Source organism: Haladaptatus sp. SPP-AMP-3 (assembly GCF_049568665.1).
Classification (GTDB): Archaea; Halobacteriota; Halobacteria; order Halobacteriales; family Haladaptataceae; genus Haladaptatus; species Haladaptatus paucihalophilus.
On the sequence record NZ_CP145897.1, the window covers coordinates 462,164 to 481,104 of the forward strand.

Genomic DNA, 18,941 nt, shown 5'->3' on the forward strand with positions numbered 1-18,941 from the left:
GAAGGGATATATAAATCATGCGCCGATAGAATTATCGGATTGATTTTATTATCCGAGACGTACCACTCCATCGTAACGTTCGAATATTCCCATATACTCCTAATTACGGGAGATGAGTGGAGTTTTCGGGCATCGAATCCGAATTTTTCGATTGTCGTATGCAATATCAATCATTAACAGTGAGGCGAAGGGAAATAGCATCAGAATCAGACACATCGAATCCGTTCTCCCTCGAAGTCGTCTCGACGCCGCGCGCGGCGAACCGTTGTCGGGCCTCGTCGAGCGCCGCCCGGTCGGGGACGACGAGTTCGAACCACAGCAACCCGCGCCCCGCGGTCGGTTCCGTGCGGTCGTTCCACGTGTTCAGGCCGATGTGATGGTGATAGTCGTCTGCCGCGAGGAAGAGCGCGGACGGGCCGAACCGCTGGCGGATGCGGGTTCCCAGCGTCTCGACGTAGAACTCCCGGGCGGCGGAGAGTGACGAAACTTCGAGGTGGACGTGCCCGACGACCGTTCCCGACGGGACCGTTTCGGCGTTCGTCCCCCGTTCCCGGAGTTCGTCGGTGCCGAGCGGCAGCGTCTCCATCCGAACGCGCCCGTCCTCGTCGACGGGCCACTCCTCGCGGGGGCGGTCACGGTAGATTTCGACGCCGTTCCCTTCGGGGTCCGTGAGGTAGAGCGCCTCGCTGACGCGGTGGTCGGACGCACCGGACAGCTCCCAGTTATTCTCGATGCGCACGAGCGCATCCGCCACGGCGCTCCGCGAGGGGACGAGAAACGCCGTGTGAAACAGTCCCGTTTCGGTTCGTCTCCGCACGGGAGCGTCGGCGTCCGCGACCAGTTCCAGAAGCGGAACGCCACCAGCGCCGAGGACGGCGGTTTCGCCGTCTTCCCGCAGGCGTTCGAGTCCGACGACGGTTTCGTAGAAGCGACGCACTCGGTCGAGGTCGTTGACTCGAAGGGCGACACGACCGACGGTCGTTTCGGGAGAAATTGTGGACTCCATGATAGTCGGTACGGTCGGTACCGTGTGGACAGTCGGGTGAGAAGACCGTGTATCTTTCCGAAGGGGAGGATTACTCCTCGTCCGCTTCGCCGTCCGTTTCGGTACCGTCGTCGTCTACATCGTCGGCCACGTCCGCCGTGTCCTCGTCCACGTCGTCGGAGATGTCCTCGACTTCGATACTGACCGGTTCGGTTTCGGACACCTCGTCGTTCAGGTGGCTGTCGAGGTTGAACACCGTGTTCAGTTCCTGTTGTACCTGGTCCACGATACCGCCGACGAGTTCGCTCGGCGCGATGGCCGTGTACTCGTACGGGTTGTTTCCGGCACCCGAACTCTCGCGTTTCTCGCGGAAGACGTTCTCCTCCTCGTGGAGTTCGGCGAGCGATTCGCGGACCGTGCTCGGATACAGCCCCGTCCCTTCGGCGATTTCCTCGCTCGTACTCCCCGGATTCTGCCGGAGGTAAACGTAGATTCGCGCGCGCGTCTCGGTGTCGAGCACCCACGAAAGCAGGTCCACGATACCTTGGTCGAATCCTTCAACCGCACGGTCCGCCTCCTCCCCGAGCCGTTTCCGACCGCGCGACAGCGGTTTTTCGTCTTCCACCTCGTCCGCATCCAATTCGTCTCCGACGGCCTCCGCGTCGTCCGCACCGCTCGTATCGACGGGTATCTCGTCACCGGTATCCTCGGAGTCGTTTCGTTCGTTGTCAGCGTCGTCCCCAGTCATGTCGTTCTCAGAAGGACAAAAGTCAGTAGCGCGTAAAAAACTTGCCTACAGCAAAAGGGATTCACACAGCGTCTCGAAGCCGTCTTCCTCGTGGAGTCGCCGTTGACACTCGGCACCGCTCTCCGCATCGTAGATGTCGCCGATGCCGCTGACGCCGAGGCGGTCGCACTCGCGGTCGACTACCTCTCCGAGCGAGATTTCGCCGTCACAGTCCTGGTCGATGAAGGAAGCGTCGTGGCCGTAGCGTATCGCACGCCACTTGTTCTCGTCCAGCAGTTCACGGCGGTGGCAGTAGCCGGACTCGCCGTCCTCGTAGCGCTCCACGAGGTCGGTCACGAGGGCGTGGGTGTACTCCACGAACGCGAGCACGCGCTCCGGGTCGGCCTGCCCGTCGGGGGTTCGAACCTCGACCGTCCCGTGGCCGGAGTGGGGTCGAACGTCGTACCAGAGTTCGCCGCGGTCGTTTATCGACCCCGTTTCGACCATCGTCCGCTCGAACTCGGCGAACGCCTCGTAATCCTCGAAATCGGTCGGCATGCCGGTGTTCGGTAGCGCCTCGAATATCTTCGCCCGGGCCGACTGCAGGCCGGTGTCGTAGCCGTCCCAGTACGGCGAGTTGGCTGACAGCGCCAACATGACGGGGAGGTACCAGCGAATCTCGTTCGCCACCCAGACCGCCGCGTCCGCGTCGTCCACGCCGACGTGGACGTGTAGCCCGGCGGTCGTGTTGCGGTGTTGTGGGTACTGAATTCGGTCGAGTTGCGCTCGATAGCGCGGCTTTTCGGCGTGGTCCAGTTCCCGCCACTTCGCGCCGGGGTGGAGACCCGCCGCCGCGATGCCGAATCCCTGCGACCGAGCGTGCTCGACGAGAGCTTCGCGTACCCGCCTCACATCGTCGTTAACGTCCGAAAGCGTCGTTTTCGGCGTTTGCGTCTCGATGACGCATTTGAACAGTTCGTGGTCCAATCGACCGTCGAGTATCTCCGGTGGGTCGGTCTGGTAGACGAGTTCGTCTGTCCCTGCGGTCGGGACGCCTCGCTCGTCGACGACGTAGAACTCCTCTTCGACGCCGAGCGTCCCTAGGTCGGTGAAATTCTCGGCCGAACCCAAATCCATTTTTCGAGATTTAGCCACCCGACACGTAAATACTTCCGGTGACGGTCACACCTTCCGGGGAACGGCCACGACGCCGAGATGGTCCACGTGGAACGGTTCGAGCCGTCGGGTTTCGACGATTTCGTACCCCTCCCGGAGCGTGTCGAGCGCGTGCTCGAACACGGTTTCCGGGTCGCTCGCCACGTCCTCGCTTCGGGCTTTGATGGCGAGAAGTAGCCGACCGTCCTCCCGAAGGAACCGCGCGTTTTCACAGGCCACGCGGGCCTGTCCTCGCGTCGCCACGTCCTGAACGAGCACCTCGACGTCAGATTCGACGACGTGCGCGTACGTCTCTGGTTTTCGCGCGTCCTTCAGCAGCGGAAAGAGGTTTTCGCGGGGTTCCACCGCGTCGAGCAGGTCGCGGGTCGGTCGCGGTGCGAACTCGACCGCGTACGTCGGCCCGGAGAAGTCGGCGACGTGGCTCACCGTCGTTCCGCTCGCCGCTCCGAGGTAGAGCACCGTCTCGCCGCCCTTCAAACCGGTGTCCATCCCGTGTTCCAGCATGGCGGCCAACTTCGAGCGACGGGCGTCCCAACAGCGCCAGTCCCCGTCGGTCGGTTCTCCGTAGACCGGGCGGCCCTTCGTCGCCAGTCGGTCGTCGCCGCCGAACGCCCGCCGTTCGACGCCATCGGGGAGCGTCATTCGTCACCCCGTGACTGTATCGCGTCCATTCGTCGGTCGAGTTCCGCCTTCAGTTCCGGGTTGTGTTCGCCCGAGTAGTGGTCGATTCGCGCCGCGATGACGAGTTTCCCGGACAGCGTGCGCGCCGCCGACCCGCGCTGGTCCGGCGGGGCCGCCCGAACCGCTTCGTGCGTGTAGATGATACCGTGTTTCGGCGAGGAGGCGTGTCCGCGGAGGTGGGCGAACAGCGCGTTCTCCGCGCCGAGCACCTGCACCGTTCCGCCAGGCATCTTCGCCAGCGATTCGAGGCCCCCGGCCAGCGCGATGAGTCGCGCGGCGAGCACCGGGTCGGCGAGCGTGGCGAGATTCGGCGCGACCGCCGGTGCCTGTCGCTCCACGAACGACCGGAGTGTATCGCGCTCGTCGGCGAGGTCCGTGACCCGCTCCGCCAGCGACACCACCCGCTCCTCGACCGGCGTTTCGGGGTCGCTCTCGGCGAGTTCGCGGGCGTATCCGACGCCCGTTCCGGCGTCGGAATACAGCGTTCCCGCCCACTCCGAAACGCGTTCGGCGAGTTCGTTCGCCTCCGATTCACAGTCGTCCATCGCGCGCACCGCGTGCACGAGTTGGCGGTCGTCCGCCCGTTCGCGTTCCGTCACCGCGTCCCGCGTCGCTCGGATGGTAGCTTCTCGAAGCTTCGCGTAGTAGTCCGCGTCGTCCTCGGCGAACCCGGCCTCGACGGCTCGCTCGGACCAGTCCGCCGGTGCGTCGGCGCTCCCCTCCCGGATGGCGCGCGCGCCGCCCTCCACGTCGTCCGGTTCGACGCCCGCGAACCACCCCGGTTCGCCACCCGCCGTCTCGGCGTCCGATTCGGTCATGGCCGAGGGTTGTGCGCCTTCTCGTTTAAACCTACGTTTACGCGCTCTCCGGTGACCGTCACGGGGGTGCGTGCGGCGGTGGCCGCATCGCGCGTCGTCGGATTTCGTCTTCCCGGTGTGCGAAGCGATTTCAGTGTATAGTAGTAAGAAATAGTATTTTTTAGTATAGATTAGTAGTTTCACGGACGGTTTGGGAGGTTCACGAGGCGAGTTAGTACACCGGTTTCATCGAACTTCGCAGGAACTCACCGCCGACAATCGTAGTATCGCGTATCGGAAAGCGAAGTGAATTCGGCACGTTGCCACCGGACCGTACCACGGTGGAGTCCGGTCACGAGGGACCGGACGGATGAAGCCATCTCGTCACAACAGACGAACCGTTTCAGCCGTTCATTCAACCCTTTTCGTCCCGATACGAGCAGTTAAGACCCGTCCGCAGAGTTGGAAGTTATGGCCGGTCTCTACGCGCATCCCGACTACTACGAGATTGCCTTCGATTTCCGCGATGTGGCGGCCGAAGTAGGCTTCTTCGAAGCCTGTATCGACCGATTCGGCGAGCGGTCGAATCGCCCGAATTCCGTCCTCGAAATCGCCTGTGGCCCGTCCCCGTATCTGCTCGAATTCGACGCGCGCGGCTACGAGTTCACCGGCTTGGACAACTCCTCGGAGATGATTTCCCACTCCATCGAGAAGGCCCGCGAACACGACATCGAAGCGACGTTCCTCCGGCGAGACATGGCCGACTTCGTTCTGCCGAGCGACGTGAATTTCGCGTTCTGTGCGCTCGGGTCGCTGTATCTCGATTCGAACGAGGCCCTGCTGTCGCATCTCGATTCGATGGCCGATGCGATGACGCCGGGGGCGCTCTACTGCATCGACGGCTCCATCGATTTCGCCGGTGGCACGTCCTCCCAAAGCGAGTGGGAGACGACGCGCGGGGACACGACGGTTCGGTTCGGCATCGAACAGGAACCGATACACACGACGAAGCAGTTGGTTCGACAGACGCTGACGACGCGCGTCGAGACGCCCGAGGGAACGCGGCACTTCCGCGAGGAGTACGTACGCAAGACGTTCGCGCCCCAAGAGTTCCGCATGCTCCTCGAACGGACCGAGTTCGACCACGTGGGATGGTTCGACAGCTTCGACCTCTCGACCCCCGTCGGGGACTGTGAACCGGGCACGCTCCACCGACCCGTAACGGTCCTCCGGAGGCGCTGATGTTCGTCTCCGTCTGGGACTGGCAGGTCGAAATCGACGACGCGCTGGTCGCCGAATCCCCCGACGAAATCCGCCAACAGGTCGGCGGGTACGCGGCGGGCGAACGGCGGTCGTTCGACCTCACCGTGGACTACCCTGACTCTTTCACCGGACGGGTCATGGCCGCGATGGCCGACGTGCCGCGCGGCGAGACGCGAACGTACGGTGACATCGCCGACGAACTCGACACCGCGCCGATAGCGGTCGGACAGGCCTGTGGTCGGAATCCAGTGCCGCTGGTCGTGCCGTGCCATCGCATCGTTGGCGCGAACGGTTTAGGCGGGTACTCCGGCGGACGAGGGGAGCGCCTCGGACTGAAAAAACGGCTGCTCGACCTCGAATCCGACTGATTACTCGTCCGGTGCGATGCGTTTGACGCGTCCGGTAATCCCGGACTCTAACTCGACTTTCACGCCGCCGGGTTCGCTGTGTTCCTTCGAGAGAATCTTCGCGATATCGCCCCGGAGCGGTTCGGCTTCGTCCGCGTTCTCGGCGTTGGTCTGTTCGATTTCGACGGTCATTCCGCGACGCAACTCCTCTCGCGTCGGTCGATTTGCGGACATACGACGGACTGCAACGGACGGCGGAAAAAACGTGTCGGCCAACTCCATTTGTGTATGGAATCAGACCCATTTATTTACCCTACAAAAGAACTATGTTTACTTTCTCCATAGCTGTTGGTGCGGTCCCATCAACACGTCCCTTCGTCGGGACACAAAACCCCTACTCGAACTTCTCGAACGGCTGTTCACAGCCGTTACAGTAGTGCATCGACCGACAGAGCGACGGCCCTTTCGGGTGCTCACGGTGGGTGTCCGTCGAACCGCAGTAGGGACACTCCGCGCCCGTTTCCTCGCCACTCGTCGTGACGCTGGGGTCGAGTCGTCTCATATGCTCAGTCCGAACTCCCTGAGGTCGTCTTTGCCCTGTTCGGTCACCATCTCGATAGACCACGGCGGATTCCAGACGAGTTCGAGGTCCGCATCCTCGACGCCTTCGACCGCCGCGACGTCGTTCACTATCTCCTCGGTCAGCATCTTGCGGGCGGGACACCCTGTGTAGGTCAGCGTCATGATGACGGTGACGCTCGCTCCGGCGACGTTGCCGTCGTCACGGGACTCCTCGGGAGTCTCGCACTCGACTCCGTATATCAGCCCCAAATCGACGATGCTGATGGGCATCTCGGGGTCTTCGATGTCGTACAGCGCGTCCCAGACGCGCCGTTCGAGGCCGGTCGCTCCCTCGCCCGTCGCGGGCAGTTCGTCGGGGGACCGTCCGCTTTTCGTGTAGTCGGTGTACGCACACGCGGTCGGTTCGGAGTCGATGTCGAACTCCTGTGGGTCACTACTCATTATCTGGATCCGGCATGATTCGGTGGGCTTCGGTTCGCCCGAGGTCCCGGTACGTCCGCGTCATGTCGTCGTGAAGGTCGGCCCAGTCGTCGGTGTGGTTTCCGTCTCGTCCGATGCGCTCGGGGAGCAGTTCGTCTACGTCGTCCTCGGATTCGGCGGGCACGTCCACGCCGAGCGACGCGAGGAACGGGACCACGATGTCGAGCCACTGCTCGCGCATCGAGTCGAGCGACTCGGTTCGGATTCCGAGTTCGTCGATGTCCTCGCTGGCGTCGCCCGCTTCGAACAGCGTCAGCGCGTACGGGAACAGCCGGTCGACGGCCGCCTGCACACGTTCCGTGCCCTCGTCGTCGCTCGTCAACCGTTCGAGCCAGTTCTGTGCGTGTTCGCGGTGGTAGTTCTCCTCGCTCAGAATCTTCGCCACGCGGTCCGCGATTCGCGGATACGACGTGTCTTCGAGGGCTTCGAGTCGGAGTTCTTCGGCAACGTCGTAGAAGTATCCGCGCACGATGGCGTCGGCCCAGTCGCCGGTTTCGAACGGGCGTTCGACGAGCGTCGAGTGGCGGAAGTCCGCGGGGTCGCGTTCGAAGATGAGTTCGGCTTCCGTGTAGCCGAAGTCCTGCAACAGGTCGTACCAGAGCCGGGCGTGGCCGAGTTCGTCCTGTGCGATGTTCGAGATGGCGAGGTCGGATTCCAGCGTCGGTGCGCGAACCTGCCACTCGGTGTAGCGCTCCGCGAGGACGAGTTCGTCGTCGGCGAGTCGGCGGAGCAGGCTTTCGACGGCCGCTCGCTCCGCATCGCCCAGTTCGTCGGGTCCGGCGAGTTGTGCCGACATTATGCCTCACTCCGTCGTCGGTCCGCGTCTTCCTGTTCGCTCTCGGAGTCCTCGATTTCCTGTGCGAAACTGGAGTCGATGGTGTTGTACGCCATCACCCAGCGATAGGATTTGTTCGTCGTGCCGCCGAAGGCGGTTTCGTCGGCATCGACTTCGCCGATTTCGTCCTTCGGGACGACCCAGAGGCTGTTGGTCGGTTTGCGCCGCCCGTGTTGGACTTGAGCGAACATGAGCGCCATGTCGCGGTCCGGCGCGTGGACGTTTCCGCAATGGGTGTGATACTTGCCCGCTTCCTCCTGTCGGAACACTTCCCAGATCATGTTAATCAGCCGCCACCGGTGTGTTCGAACCGCTCGATTCCCAGTCGTCCAGTACGTCACGAACCCATTCCGCCGCGTCCTGTGCGTGTTTGCGACCGTTTATCTGATCGACGCCGGGTTCGTAGCTGTTCTTCGCGATTTGGAAGAATTCGTCCCAGTCGAGGTCGTCCTCGCGCACTTTGTACGTCCCCGTCTCCTCGTCACGCTCGATGCGGGGTTCGTCGGGAATCTCCAATCCGTACTTCTTCGCCTTCGGGATGTAGGCGTTGAGGAAGGCGTTGCGGAGGTCGTCGTTCGTCATCGTCTTCAACCCGACTTCGGCGGAGAAGTCGTGGTGGGTACTCTTCTCGTTGGTCGGCCCGAAGAACTGGATGATGCGCGGCCACCACTCCTCGAAGGCCTCCTGCATGAGTTCCTGTTCCTTCTTCGACCCCATCGAGAGTTCGCGCATGATATCCTCGCCGTGTTTGACGTGGAAGCCCTCCTCGAAACACACCTTGTCCATGGCGTGCGCGTAGGGTTCCCAACTCGTGCGCTTCAGGGTCGCCTGTCGGCGCATCGCTGCGCCGTCAACGAAGAAGGCGATCATCGGCGTCTCCCACCAGTTTTCCATCTCGTAGTGGAAACAGTTCAGGAACTTCCCTTCGCCGTTCGCCAGCTCGTCCAACATCTGGTCGCGGGTCTTGATACCGAGCGATTCGGCGGCGCGATAGAGCAGTTGCCCGTGACCGATTTCGTCCTGCACCTTCGCGCTGAACGCCAGTTTACGGTCGAGGCTCGGTGCCTGTCGAATGAACGGGCGTTCCAGATACGCCCCCATGATTTCGGAGTTTGCGTGGAACTGGATCATCCGGGTCGCCGCCTTGCGGTACTCCTCCGGCATGTCGTCCTTCGGACTGAACTGCCGGGGGGCGGCCCGCTCTTTGACGGTTGCTATGTCCATGGTCGATAGTTATGGAGCCCAACCCATACCGATTCGCCCGTTCATGTACGGGGTTTAAGTATACTGCGCGCATACAATCGCGGCATGATTGACGAGTGCCTCGTCGTCGAATTCGCCGTAACGGGCGACGACTGCCCGTTGGCCGAGGCGTCGCGCGAGACGGGGGTTCGTATCGACTGCCAACCGCCACAGCATCGGGACGATGGTTACGCCCTGCTTCGGTTCAGTGCTCCCGCGGAAAACGACGGCCTCGCCGCCTTTCTCGACGAAGACGACCGAATCCGATATCTCCACGTCTCCACGACCGACGGCAGACAGAACTTCCGCTGTCTCTCGAAGCACGCGTGCGTCGTCCACGAACTGACCAACGTCGGGTTCATGGCCGAGTCGCTCCGCTACCGCGACGGCGATGCGAAGTTCACGGGTGCGGTCGTCGGCCACGACGTTCTCCAAGGCGTGCTCGAAGCCGCCGGTGAAACGGTCGGGATGCGACTCGAGCGTGTCCATCAACTCGGGTCCGAGGACGAGAACGTCGTCGCCCAGCAGTGGGACGTGACACCCGCGCAGGAACGTGCCCTCCGAACCGCGCTGGAATCGGGCTATTTCAGCGTCCCGCGGGGGGCGACCGCGAGCGACGTCGCCGACGAACTCGGCATCAGTAAATCGGCGTTTTTAGAGCGCCTCCACCGCGCCGAGCGGTCGATGTTCGCACAGATATTCGCGTAGCTGTCGCGGGCGGAAACCCGACGCAAGGTTCTTGTTCCGGTGCCAGATATTCCCACCCGTGTCCACGCCCGACGTCCCCTGGCGGCCGGAGATTATCCTCCTCGTCTTCGGCTATCTTTCCATCTCGCAAGCCCACGTTCTCCCGGACGGAGCGGCCGTTCTCGGCTACGCAACCGGATTCCTCCTGTTCGTGTTGATTCCGTTGCTCGTTTTGGACGAGACTGACTCCCGTTCGGAATCCAGTAGTTCGAAATAGCGTCCGTTCGATTTGCTCACATGGACCTCGTTACGGCACTCTCGGCGGATTCCGGGCTCCTCTGTGTCGTTGGAGCGGGTGGGAAGAAATCGACGCTGTACACGCTGGCGTCCCATCTCGACAGGGCCGTCGTCACGGCGACGGTCCGAATCCCCATTTTCGATAGTCACGTTCGGGAAGTCGTCGTCACTGACGCACCGGGGGAAACACTCCAGCGGGTCGAGGAATGGCCCGTTGGGGTCGTGCCGGAACAGGAGCGACCCGACCGCTATCGAGGATACGATACCGAGACGGTGGTGTCGCTTCGGGACCGGACCGACGCGCCGGTTCTCGTGAAGGCGGACGGCGCGCGGACGCGGCTTCTGAAGGCACCGAATGACCGCGAACCGCAGCTCCCGTCGAACGCCGACGTCGTCGTTCCGATTGCGAGCGCCCGCGTCGTCGGCAAGCCGCTGACCGAGGAGTTCGTCCATCGACCGGAGCGAGTGGCGTCGCTCACGGGGTGCGAAGCGGGCAAAGAACTGCGTGCGTCAGACGTGGCTACCGTGCTGTCGAGCGAGCGCGGCGGGATGAAGGACGTTCCCGAGGGGGCGACGGTGGTTCCGGTCGTGAACATGGTCGACGACGGGGAGTTGGAAGCAGTGGGACGAGACATTGCGGAGCAAGTGCTGGCAAGTGCGGACGTTTCCCGCGTCGTCCTCACGAGGATGACGGCGGACGAACCCGTGGTTGCGGTCGTCGAACGAGAGCACGAGTAGGTTGAGATACAGGAAACCCGTATGGCGAACAGACGGCACGGCCGGACGTGAAGCGGTGTGCCGTACTCCCGCGGGTCGCTTCACGGCGCTTTGTGGCGGATAGCGGGTGTAGCCGCGCTCTCCGATATAAACCTCAGGGCGATTCGAGTCGAGTTTCGGCGCGTTCGAACTCCTCGCGCGTGTTGACGTTCTCGAAGGAGTCGAGCGAGCCGTGTTCCCGGAGTTCGTCCTCCTCGACCACGACGTATTCGAGTTCGAACAGCGGTTCGACGATTCGTCGCTCGCCGCGGGCGAGGGCGGCGGCGCACGCCTCGACCATGGGGTCCGGGCGGTACACGGCGTGCGTGGGGTGGAACCAGCCGTCGTCGAGCCGGGGGACGGCGGCGTCGTAGCCGTCCGCTCGATTCAACAGGTACGAGACGATTGCCGGGTCCACGAAGGGCATGTCACAGGCGACGACGACGGCGTAGTCGTGGTCGCACGCCGCGAGTCCGGTACGGATTCCGGCCATCGGTCCGGTGTCGGGGTCGGTGTCGATGGCAAAGCGAACGGGTAGCGGGTAGTCGCTCATGGCGTCGTCGATCGCCGCGCGCTGGTCTTCCCGACAGTTGACGACGAGTTCGTCGACGACATCGACGAGTTCGTCGGCGACGCGGCGAATCATCGCAACTCCCGCGAGCGGAGCGACCGCTTTGTCCGATTCCCCGAATCGAGTCGAGCGACCTCCGGCGATGACGACACCTGCGGGCATGGTTTTTCGTACGTGGCGAGCGGGTAAGTTTCTGTGGCCGAGGGGATTTTCCGCATGCAATCCCTCGGTTCGAAACGAATGGCGTCTCCATCTTCCGCTTGGCTTCTCCGAATCGATCTCTCGTCTCGCCGAGTCGAAAGCGAACCGGTCCCCGCCTCGTGGTCGCGGCGGTTCGTCGGCGGAAAGGGGCTTGCGGCGCGATATCTCTACGACGAATTGGATGCGGGTATCGACCCGCTCGGACCCGAAAACGCCCTGCTGTTCATGCTCGGGCCGTTGACGGGCACCGAACCCGGCGAGCCGCGCTACGCGGTGGTCACGAAATCGCCGCTCACCGGAACGTTTCTGGATTCCTACTCCGGGGGGTCGTTTCCGGACCACCTCGCCGCCGCGTTGGGGAACCACGTCGGCGTGCTGTTTACGGGCGCGTCCGCCGACCCCGTTTCCGTTCGAATCGAGGACGGGGACGCGACGGTCGCACCGGCCGACGAACTGTGGGGTTCGACGGTCGGGGAAACGTGCGACGCGTTCGACCGACCGACGGCCTGCATCGGTCCCGCGGGAGAGAGGGAGGTTCGATACGCAACGGTCGCGTCCGACGGCGGGGACCACCACGCGGGGCGCGGCGGTGCCGGTGCCGTCATGGGGTCGAAAGGGATGAAAGCCGTCGTCGCGGTCGGCGAACCGCGGCGTGGCGAGGCGGAGTCGAACTACGGGAGCACCGACATCGGTCGGTGGCAGGCGTCGAGCGAAACGCTCGAAACGGTCGATTTCGCCGATGAAGTCGGCGTCCTCCCGACGAGAGGGTGGCAGGAAGGGTCCTTCGAGGGCGCGGACGGCATCGGCATCGAGAGCGCGCGCGAACGGGCCGTCGGGCGGGAGAATCCGGACGACGAGGTGGCTGGTGGGTTCCGCGTCGAGAGTAGCGAGGGCGAAACGGTACCCCGTGGCGCAACCGCCATCTCGCTCGGGTCCGGGTTGGGCATCGACGATTTCGACGCGGTAGCGGTGCTCGGCGCGGCGTGCGACGACCTCGGGATCGACCTCATCAGCGCGGGCAACGCCGTCGCGTGGACGATTCGCGCGGCGACGGAAGACGTCCTTTCCCGCGACATCGAGTTCGGCGACGACGAGGCGGCGCGCGACCTCTTGGAGGAAATCGCGTATCGCTCGTCCGAACTCGGCGACGTGCTCGCAGAGGGGGTGGACTCGGCGGCGGCGCGGTACGGCGGTGAAACCCTCGTTCCGACGGTGAAGGCGATGGATTTGCCGACCTACGACCCCCGCGGCGCTCCCGCGATGGCGCTCGCGTACGCAACCAGCGACCGTGGGGCCTGCCACCGCCGGGCGCGTCCCGTCCTCGAAGAGGTGTTCGCGGCCGGGTCGTGGACCCACGAGCGCCGGGCGGAAGCGGTCATCGAGGAGCAGGACTTGCGGTCGCTGCTCTGGAGTCTCGTCGTGGACGACTTCGCTGGCGAAGCGCTGTGGAACGAGGGCGGGGTCGAGTGGTTGCACGGGTTGGGAATCGGTCTGTCGGCGGACGAGCTTCGTCGGGTCGGCGAGCGGGTCTGGGCGCTGACTCGATTGTTCAACGCCCGCGAAGGATTCGACCGGGAGGACGACGCGCTCCCGGCGATGCTCGCAGAACCGTTGCGGGGCGGCCCGAACGACGGGGCGCGACTCGACCCCGAGGAGTTCGAGCGGTTGCTGTCGGTCTACTACGAAAAACGCGGCTGGGACGAAACGGGGCGGCCCACCCGTTCGCTACTCTCCCGGTTGGGACTCGATTCGGTCGTGGACGACGAAACCCCCGTCGGGAAGGAGTAGGTCCGTTTTTGCGCTCGGTGGTCGTTTCCGGTGGTGTGTCCCTCGATTCAGTCGTCGCCCGTCGTCTGCTCTCCGGGCCTTCCTTCGAGCGTTCCCGTCGGCGGTTCGACGGGGAGGGGGTCCTCGTCGGTGTCCGGGCCGAGCGGTTCGATTCGAACGCTCGTCACCTTGTACTCGGGGATGTAGGACGTCGGGTCGAGCGCGTGCTGGGTGAGTTCGTTGATGGCCCCGTGCGCGAAGTGCATCGGAATGAAGACGACGCCGGGGTCCGAGGTTTCCTCCACGTTGGCCTTCGTCACGATGTCCCCGCGACGGGACGTGACGCGGACGTACTCGCCGTCCTTCACGCCGAGTCGGTCGGCCATCTCCGGGTGGACGGTGACGAAACTCTCGGGCACGTGGTCCATCAGTACCTCGACGCGGCGGGTCATGGTGCCGGTGTGCCAGTGGTAGAGCACTCGCCCGGACGTGAGCATCAGCGGGTACTCCTCGTCCGGGAGTTCGACCGGGCCGCCGTAGTCCGCCGGGACGAACCGGGCCTTGCCGTCGTCGAAGTTGAACTCGTCCTCGTACAGGAACGGCGTTCCGGGGTCGTCCTCGTCCTCACAGGGCCACTGAAGTCCTTCCGGCGTGGATTCGAGACGGTCGTAGGTGACGCCGCCGTAAATCGGCACGAGGTCGTTGATTTCGTCCATCACGTCCGCCGGGCCGTCGTAGTCCCAGTCGAAGCCGAACCGACCGGCGAGGTCCGCGAGGATGTCCGAATCGGTTCTCGCCTCTCCCGGCGGTTCGACGGCGGGACGGACGCGCTGGACGCGCCGTTCCGTGTTCGTGAACGTTCCGGACTTCTCGGCGTTCGACGCCGCTGGGAGCACCACGTCGGCGAACTCGGCCGTCTCGGTGAGGAAGATGTCCTGTACGACGAGGAAGTCGAGTTCCTCGATTGCGTTCTCGGCCTCGCGGATGTCGGGTTCCGAGAGCACGGGGTTCTCGCCCATGATGAACATGCCCTTGATGTGACCCTCGGTGATGGCCTCGTACTGTTCGGGCAACCGGAGACCGATTTCGTCCGGCGGTCTGACGCCCCACGCGTCCTCGAACTTGTCGAGCGCGTCGTCGTCCGAGAGGTCCTGATAGCCCGGCAGGGTGTGCGGTGCCGGACCCATGTCGCCGCCGCCGCCCTGCACGTTGTTTTGGCCGCGGAAGGGAGACACACCGGCGCGCGGTTTCCCGAGGTTGCCCGTCACCAGCGCGAGGTTCGTCAGCGCGATGACGTTCCGCGTTCCGTGGGCGTGCTGGGTCATCCCCATCGCCCAGCCGAAGATGCAGGTGTCGGCCTCGGCGATGGTTTCGGCCGCGTTCGTGAGTTCCTCCGGGGGAACGCCCGCGAGTTCTTCGACCTTCTCGGGAGTGAACGGCTGAACCTTCTCCTTCAGTTCGTCGAAGTGCTTGGTGCGCTCCTCGATGAACGCCTCGTCGTGGAGGTCGTTCTCGATAATGTATCGCACCATGCCGTTTATCCACGCGATGTCCTCGCCGGGTTTGGTCTGCGTGTACTGGCTCGCGTGCTCGGACAGACCGATTTTGCGCGGGTCGAAGACGAACAGGTCCGCGCCGTCGTCGACGTTCTGCTTGATTCGCGTCGCCAGCACGGGGTGGCTTCCCGTGGTGTTCGACCCGGTGATGAGATAGCAGTCGGTCTTCCCGATGTCCTCGTTGATGCGGTTCGACATCGCGCCGTAGCCGAGCGTCTGTTGGAGTCCGGCCACGGTCGAGGAGTGACAGAGCCGGGCGCAGTTGTCCACGTGCTTCGTGTGCAACACCTGTCGGGCGAACTTCTGAGCGAGGTAATTCTCCTCGTTCGTACACTTCGAGGAGGAGGTGACGGCGATGGCGTCGTCGCCCGTCTCCTCGCGTATCTTCGACAACCCCTCGTACACCTTGTTGAGGGCTTCCTCCCACGTCGCCTCGCGGAACTCGTCGCCTTCGCGGATGAGCGGCGCGGTCAGGCGGTTCGGGCTGTTCACGAAGTCGTATCCGAACTTGCCCTTCACGCACGTCGAGAAGTCGTTCGCGGGGGTCGCGTCCTCGTCCGCCGGTCGGACGCCGAGCACTTCGCCGTCCTTGCCGTACAGGTCGAACCGACAGCCGACAGCGCAGTAGTTACAGGTCGTCTCGGCTTTCGTCACGCCGGAGAGGCGCGGGCCGCTGACGAGTTCGGCCACATCGAACATCTGCCCGATGTTCAGCGTCTCGGAGGCGGATTTTTCGGCGACGTGTTCGGCCTCTTCGAGCAGTTCGTTCTTCGCGCGCTCGCCGGTTCCCCGCGCTTTCCCCTTCGCCTTCGCCATGAACCGCGCGACGCCGGAGAGCTCTTCCTCGTCGCGCTCGCCGGGCACGTTCCGGTTCGGCGCGGAGGACGTATCGGACGTTTCGGCGTGGTCCACCTCGATGGTCTTCCCGATGGAGTTCTTCTGATTGAATCCGGGGAGCGGGATGGTCGCCGAGTCGGTCAGCCCCTGTTCGACGAGCGAACCCGTCGGGCAGACGGTGGCGCAGTGACCGCAGGAGACGCACGTCGAATCGCTCATCGTTTCGGCGTCGCTCTGGAAGCCGATTCGGGTATCTTGCCCTTGCCCCTCGATTCGGAGGACGCCCTCGACCTGCACGTCGTTACAGGCCTCGACACAGCGGTTACAGAGGATACACTTGTTCCGGTCTATCTGGATGGCGGCCGACGTGTCGTCGATGGGTTCGTACTCGTCGCGGTCCTCGAATACGCCGTACCGCGGCTCCTCGACGCCGTTCTCGATGGAGGTGTCCTGTAGCTCACAGCGACCGTTCTTCCCGCAGGTCGTACAGCGGAGGTTGTGATTCGAGAGCACCAAATCGAGGTTGACGTCGCGGGCGTTCGCCGCTTCTTCGGCGTCGGTTCGGACCGTCAGGCCGTCCTCCGCGGGGAAACTACAGGACGGAACCAAACCGTGCTCGTCCGTCTCCACCATGCACGTCCGGCATTCCGAGCGCGGACCAATGTTGTCGCCCTGCTCGGTGTCCCGGTCGTAATGACAGAGCGCCGGGACGTGGCCGTCCGTCTCCACCGCGTCGATGGCGTCGATGAGCGTCGAACCCGGCGGAACGGCTATCGGGTGGCCGTCCACCGTCACGTGATTCATTCCATCGCCGTCCGAACCGAGGTCGGGGTCGTTCGCCGTCCCGGTGACGAAATCCTCGGTCAGCGGCGTGCTCGGTCGCGGGTCTTCGATGTCCGGCACACCGGGTTTGGGTGTGGCCGGAGCAGTGTCTTCGATTCCTGATTGCTCGTCTGAACTCATTTTGTGGTGTCGCCTCTCGTCGTCCGCGCTGCGTTTGCAACGCTCGTGTCGCTCTCACGATTACTGTACTTCCTCGCACGTGCCGGTCGGACAACGGCCCTCGGCGTGTGCGTGAAACTCCGGTTCGAATTCGTCCATTGCAGTCGTTACGGGCCGCGACGCCGACCGTCCGAAATAGCAGATGCTCGTCTCGCGCATCGTCCGGGCGAGTTCGCGGAGCATGTCGTCCTTGAACTCGCCGGAATAGATATCCCGAAGCAGGTTTGTCAACTGCTTCGAGCCTTCGCGGCAGGGAACGCAGCGCCCGCAGTTTTCCTCCTCGGCGAACCGCGCTCGCGTTCCGGCGGTCGCCACGGCGCACCGTGACTGGTCGAAGAGTTCGACAACGCCGTCGGTTCCGAGGCGTGCGCCGGTCAGTGCCGGGGCGCTCGGCGTGTGGTCGAGCGAGCGCGTGACGCCGCCGAACCGCCCGCCGACGCACGCCATCTTGAACTCGCTATCGACCGAGACGGCCTCCCGAATCGTTTCGAGGCTGCCGCCGGTCGGCAGTTCGAGGGTCGTGGAGGCGGTTACGTCACCCGTCACGGTCAGGAGTCGCGTTCCGGGGTCGGCGTCGTCCGAGTCGAACGCGTCCGAGTCGCGCAGGATTCGTCGAACCTGTGCGAACGTGCGGGGCGTGTGGACGATGGTCGGCCGACCGTACAATCCGTGCTCGCCGGGAGATGGCGGGCGGAGGCGGGCCTCCAACCGGTCGTTACCCTCCAGTGCTTCGAGGGCCATCGTCGGCTCCGCCGCGATGTACATGTCCGGGGCGGCGAAGGTGCGAATCGTCACACCCTCGGCGGCGTCGGTGTCGCTAAACGCGGTCATCGCCTCACGAACGCGTTCACGGGTTCCAAGGGCGGATTCCGGGCAGTAGACAACGATATCCTCCGCACCGATGGCCGTAGCGACCGCCGTCGCGCCGTCGAGCACCGCCACGGGGTCGGCCTCCAACAGTGTCCGGTCAGTGGCGTTTCTGTCGTCTGTTTCCCCGGCGTTCACGACGACGACCGGGTCGCCGTCGGTTTCGCGGGCCGTCCGCCACTCCTCGGCGACCGGTTCGTCCATCCGCGCATCCCCGCGCCCCCGCCCGAGCAAGCCGACGGTTTCGACCCGTGAGATAACCGCTTCCGGGGCTGCACCGGCCTCCGCCGCGACGAACTCCTCGTAGCCCTCCGCGGTCGTCGGGTCCACCCAGCCGCACCGTTCGAGGACGTCCCGGCGACCGACCGACAGCGGCCCGTCGTCCGGCACCGGGAAGGTCGCCTGCTCCTCGTCGTGGGTCACGACCGCGTGTGCGCCCTCCTTGACGACGGTGCCGTCCTCCAGCGATTCGACGAGGGTTCGGGCTCGCTCGGGGGTGCAGTTCGCGTGAAGCGCGGTGGTTCCGTCGGCCGTGGTCACCACGAGCGGCGTCAACTCCTCGATTCCGACCGGACCGACGTTCGCAACCGCAACCGTTTCCGCCGCGTCACGTGCACTGTCGAGCACCGCTTCCGCGTCCTCGCGCCCCGCCCCAGCCGAAACGCGAAGAATCGGTGCATCGAGTGCGGGCGAATCAGAAGTTCCCATTCCCGATGTACTATTACAGCCAGCCGATAAAAGATTATGACCGGCAGGCCGACACGACGATACGAACGACCGCGTTAGAACGGCGGTTCGAGTTGTGTGCGCGACTGCCTTCGTCGGCGGAGCGCGAGCGCGACGGTCGCGATTGCGAGCATGATGACGAGGAGAGAGCGGCATCGCTTCATCGTTTCACCCCGTTTTGTAGACGCCGCGCGCTTCCGCGACGTGTTCGTCGTCCTCGTCGTAGACGCTCACGTCGACGGCTCCCACGTTGCTCCCGTTTCGAACCACGTCGGCCTCGGCGTAGAGGTCGCCCGTGCCAGCGCTCAGATAGTCGATTCGCATGTCGATGGTCGGCACCGGTTGGTCGTTGAGCGAGACGAGCGCCGCGCCGCCGACGGTATCGGCGAGGGTGAACGTGACGCCGCCGTGGGCCACGAGTCGGTCCTGGTTCCACGACAGTTCCTCGCGCATCTCGAGTCGCCCCTCGGCGTGTCCGTCCGCCGCTTCCGTCACCTCGACGCCGAGCAGGTCCGCGAACGGCATGCCTTCGAAGAACGCTTCGATGTCCATACCACGA

Annotated in this window: 21 protein-coding genes; 6 read left to right on the forward strand and 15 right to left on the reverse strand. The window is 64.2% G+C overall.

Features of this window, described 5'->3' with window-relative positions; genetic code table 11:
* Positions 1-166 precede the first annotated feature (166 nt).
* The 5 genes from V5735_RS02875 to V5735_RS02895 form a co-directional block, all read right to left on the reverse strand.
* Positions 167-1,006, reverse strand: a complete 840-nt coding sequence (locus V5735_RS02875; RefSeq protein WP_423744989.1) for a VOC family protein — start codon at positions 1,004-1,006, stop codon at positions 167-169.
* 70 nt (positions 1,007-1,076) lie between these two features.
* A complete protein-coding gene (locus tag V5735_RS02880) occupies positions 1,077-1,733 on the reverse strand; it encodes a winged helix-turn-helix transcriptional regulator (RefSeq protein WP_423744990.1) in 657 nt (218 codons plus the stop codon).
* 45 nt (positions 1,734-1,778) lie between these two features.
* Positions 1,779-2,849: a glutamate--cysteine ligase gene (locus V5735_RS02885; RefSeq protein WP_423744991.1), complete on the reverse strand. Its 1,071-nt coding sequence runs from the start codon at positions 2,847-2,849 to the stop codon at positions 1,779-1,781.
* A 45-nt stretch (positions 2,850-2,894) separates the two neighbouring features.
* Positions 2,895-3,530: a fibrillarin-like rRNA/tRNA 2'-O-methyltransferase gene (locus tag V5735_RS02890; protein WP_423744992.1), complete on the reverse strand. Its 636-nt coding sequence runs from the start codon at positions 3,528-3,530 to the stop codon at positions 2,895-2,897.
* A complete protein-coding gene (locus V5735_RS02895) occupies positions 3,527-4,387 on the reverse strand; it encodes an NOP5/NOP56 family protein (protein WP_423744993.1) in 861 nt (286 codons plus the stop codon). The genes V5735_RS02890 and V5735_RS02895 overlap by 4 nt, the downstream gene beginning before the upstream one ends.
* A gap of 450 nt (positions 4,388-4,837) precedes the next feature.
* Between V5735_RS02895 and V5735_RS02900 the strand changes: the two genes are divergently transcribed.
* Together V5735_RS02900 and V5735_RS02905 are read left to right on the forward strand one after the other, a co-directional pair.
* Positions 4,838-5,608, forward strand: coding sequence for a class I SAM-dependent methyltransferase (locus tag V5735_RS02900; RefSeq protein ID WP_423744994.1), 771 nt, complete (start codon positions 4,838-4,840; stop codon positions 5,606-5,608).
* Positions 5,608-5,997, forward strand: a complete 390-nt coding sequence (locus V5735_RS02905) for a methylated-DNA--[protein]-cysteine S-methyltransferase (RefSeq protein ID WP_423744995.1) — start codon at positions 5,608-5,610, stop codon at positions 5,995-5,997. The genes V5735_RS02900 and V5735_RS02905 overlap by 1 nt, the downstream gene beginning before the upstream one ends.
* On the opposite strand, the gene V5735_RS02910 is transcribed toward V5735_RS02905, so the two are convergent.
* From V5735_RS02910 to paaA, 6 genes are all read right to left on the reverse strand, one after another.
* The gene (locus V5735_RS02910) at positions 5,998-6,210 is read right to left on the reverse strand and encodes a DUF2196 domain-containing protein (RefSeq protein WP_423744996.1); all 213 of its coding nucleotides are present in this window, start codon (positions 6,208-6,210) and stop codon (positions 5,998-6,000) included.
* Between the two features lie 160 nt (positions 6,211-6,370).
* Complete coding sequence (gene paaE / locus V5735_RS02915; protein ID WP_007978952.1) at positions 6,371-6,538, reverse strand: 1,2-phenylacetyl-CoA epoxidase subunit PaaE; 168 nt, start codon at positions 6,536-6,538, stop codon at positions 6,371-6,373.
* Positions 6,535-6,999 (reverse strand): 1,2-phenylacetyl-CoA epoxidase subunit PaaD, encoded by a 465-nt coding sequence (paaD, locus tag V5735_RS02920; protein WP_423744997.1) that lies wholly within the window; start codon positions 6,997-6,999, stop codon positions 6,535-6,537. The genes paaE and paaD overlap by 4 nt, the downstream gene beginning before the upstream one ends.
* Positions 6,992-7,834, reverse strand: a complete 843-nt coding sequence (paaC, locus tag V5735_RS02925; RefSeq protein ID WP_423744998.1) for a 1,2-phenylacetyl-CoA epoxidase subunit PaaC — start codon at positions 7,832-7,834, stop codon at positions 6,992-6,994. The genes paaD and paaC overlap by 8 nt, the downstream gene beginning before the upstream one ends.
* Entirely contained in the window at positions 7,834-8,154 is a 321-nt protein-coding gene (gene paaB, locus V5735_RS02930) for a 1,2-phenylacetyl-CoA epoxidase subunit PaaB (protein WP_007978955.1), read from the reverse strand. Before paaB ends, paaC begins: the two co-directional genes overlap by 1 nt.
* Position 8,155: 1 nt before the next feature.
* On the reverse strand, positions 8,156-9,097 hold the full coding sequence (gene paaA, locus V5735_RS02935; RefSeq protein WP_423744999.1) for a 1,2-phenylacetyl-CoA epoxidase subunit PaaA: 942 nt from the start codon (positions 9,095-9,097) through the stop codon (positions 8,156-8,158).
* A gap of 84 nt (positions 9,098-9,181) precedes the next feature.
* Between paaA and V5735_RS02940 the strand changes: the two genes are divergently transcribed.
* The 3 genes from V5735_RS02940 to yqeC are packed head-to-tail and all read left to right on the forward strand — an operon-like array spanning position 9,182 to position 10,837.
* Entirely contained in the window at positions 9,182-9,823 is a 642-nt protein-coding gene (locus tag V5735_RS02940; RefSeq protein ID WP_423745000.1) for a helix-turn-helix domain-containing protein, read from the forward strand.
* A 58-nt stretch (positions 9,824-9,881) separates the two neighbouring features.
* Positions 9,882-10,079, forward strand: coding sequence for a hypothetical protein (locus V5735_RS02945; RefSeq protein ID WP_423745001.1), 198 nt, complete (start codon positions 9,882-9,884; stop codon positions 10,077-10,079).
* 20 nt (positions 10,080-10,099) lie between these two features.
* On the forward strand, positions 10,100-10,837 hold the full coding sequence (gene yqeC / locus V5735_RS02950) for a selenium cofactor biosynthesis protein YqeC (RefSeq protein WP_423745002.1): 738 nt from the start codon (positions 10,100-10,102) through the stop codon (positions 10,835-10,837).
* 133 nt (positions 10,838-10,970) lie between these two features.
* Here yqeC and V5735_RS02955 read toward each other — a convergent pair whose 3' ends face one another.
* Complete coding sequence (locus V5735_RS02955; RefSeq protein ID WP_423745003.1) at positions 10,971-11,588, reverse strand: molybdenum cofactor guanylyltransferase; 618 nt, start codon at positions 11,586-11,588, stop codon at positions 10,971-10,973.
* Between the two features lie 78 nt (positions 11,589-11,666).
* On the opposite strand from V5735_RS02955, the gene V5735_RS02960 reads away from it, so the two are divergent.
* Positions 11,667-13,415, forward strand: coding sequence for an aldehyde ferredoxin oxidoreductase family protein (locus V5735_RS02960; RefSeq protein ID WP_423745004.1), 1,749 nt, complete (start codon positions 11,667-11,669; stop codon positions 13,413-13,415).
* 47 nt (positions 13,416-13,462) lie between these two features.
* Here the strand turns inward: V5735_RS02960 and fdhF are convergent, their stop codons facing one another.
* The 3 genes from fdhF to V5735_RS02975 form a co-directional block, all read right to left on the reverse strand.
* Positions 13,463-16,750: a formate dehydrogenase subunit alpha gene (fdhF, locus tag V5735_RS02965; RefSeq protein ID WP_423745005.1), complete on the reverse strand. Its 3,288-nt coding sequence runs from the start codon at positions 16,748-16,750 to the stop codon at positions 13,463-13,465.
* Positions 16,751-16,810: 60 nt separating this feature from the next.
* Complete coding sequence (locus V5735_RS02970) at positions 16,811-18,364, reverse strand: NADH-ubiquinone oxidoreductase-F iron-sulfur binding region domain-containing protein (protein ID WP_423745006.1); 1,554 nt, start codon at positions 18,362-18,364, stop codon at positions 16,811-16,813.
* A gap of 186 nt (positions 18,365-18,550) precedes the next feature.
* A complete protein-coding gene (locus V5735_RS02975) occupies positions 18,551-18,934 on the reverse strand; it encodes a PaaI family thioesterase (protein ID WP_423745007.1) in 384 nt (127 codons plus the stop codon).
* Positions 18,935-18,941: the final 7 nt, after the last annotated feature.